Raw genomic sequence first — 1,306 nt, forward strand, 5'->3', positions numbered from 1 at the left:
GGTGGCGACGTGGGGGCTGGTGAACGCCCCCATCGCCTGGGTGTACCCCGACGGGTGGCGCGAGTTCTTCCGGCTGAACACCGAGCGCGGCGTCGTCCTCCTCCCAGAACACCTCGGTGTGCCGCGCGGCTTCGAGGTCGGCCGCCGAGGCGGACGCGTGCCGGTCACCGAGACCGCGGTAGTAGTCGCCGTTCGCCGGCACCTCCTGCTGGATCTCCGCGAACGCTCGACCGACGTCCGGCTGGTAGCCGACGTGGTAACGCCAATCGGACGCACCCACGCGCCACCTCCCCCTGGACCGACGACAGCGAACCGCGACCCAACGACGGCGCACGCACCGCCTTCCGGCGGGTCGGACGTCGAGCGAGCGCCCCGGACCTTACCGCCGGCCCTGAGCCAAGCCCTCGGCCAGGACGTCGAAGGCGTGCTCGACGGCGGCGACGTGATCGGCGGTCACGTCGACCGCCCGGTCGCCTGTCAGCATCCGCCGGACGCCGGACGTGAACGCCGACCGGTACGCGGCGATGACGAGGGCGGCGGAGAGCCGCGGGTGCGGGTCGTGGGCGGCGGTGAACAGGTCCGCCAGGTGGTCCTCGACCTCCTCCAGCGCCTCCCGGGCGCGCGCCCGCAGCGCCGAGGAGCCCAGGACCGTGCGCCAGAAGGAGAGGTAGCGGTCCTGGAAACCGCCCAGCGGGTGACCTTCGCCGGCCAGGCGCAGCAGCAGCCGGCGCACGGCCCGCACCGGCGACTCGCCCTCGGCCCGGTCCTGCAACGCCTCGGTGAGCAGGCCCTTCGCCTCGGGGATGCGGTCGAAGAAGATGTCCTCCTTGCGCGAGAAGTAGTTGAAGACCGTCACCTTGGACACGCCCGCCGCGTCGGCGATGTCGGTGATGGTGACGTTGTCGAACCCGCGCGCGACGAACATGGGGGTGGCCACGTCCGCGATGCGCTGCCTGGTCTCCGCCTTCTTGCGCTCCCGCAGCGATGCCATGCGGGCAGTTTACTCGACTAATTTTTGAGTCGGGTATAACTTTGTGGGGTGGACTTCGACGTGATCATCTCCGGAGCCGGGCCCGCCGGGCTCGCGCTCGCCTGCGAACTGCGGCTGCACGGCGTCGCCGTGGCCGTGCTGGAACGGCTGACCGAACCGGACCGGACCATCAAGGCGGGCTCCGTCAACACCCCGACGGCCGAGGCGTTCTACCGCCGCGGCCTGCTGCCCGAACTCGTTGCGGCGCAACAGGAGTCGTTCGACCAGGCACGCGCCTTCCTGTCCGCCCTGCCCGCCGGGGCCGGTCGGCCCGCG

At 71.6% G+C, this 1,306-nt stretch carries 3 protein-coding genes; 1 reads left to right on the forward strand and 2 read right to left on the reverse strand.

Translation table 11 applies throughout. The annotated features are described in order from the left end of the window. A partial coding sequence (locus AB0G02_RS40715; protein WP_360806042.1) for a hypothetical protein occupies positions 1–280 on the reverse strand: 280 nt, incomplete at its 3' end. Positions 281–379: 99 nt separating this feature from the next. Then, the gene (locus AB0G02_RS40720) at positions 380–991 is read right to left on the reverse strand and encodes a TetR/AcrR family transcriptional regulator (RefSeq protein WP_360806045.1); all 612 of its coding nucleotides are present in this window, start codon (positions 989–991) and stop codon (positions 380–382) included. A 48-nt stretch (positions 992–1,039) separates the two neighbouring features. Here AB0G02_RS40720 and AB0G02_RS40725 point away from each other — a divergent pair. Continuing rightward, positions 1,040–1,306 (forward strand): FAD-dependent monooxygenase (locus AB0G02_RS40725; protein ID WP_360806048.1); only part of this gene is annotated, 267 nt, incomplete at its 3' end.

The organism is Actinosynnema sp. NPDC023658 (genome assembly GCF_040639995.1).
GTDB lineage: Bacteria > Actinomycetota > Actinomycetes > Mycobacteriales > Pseudonocardiaceae > Actinosynnema.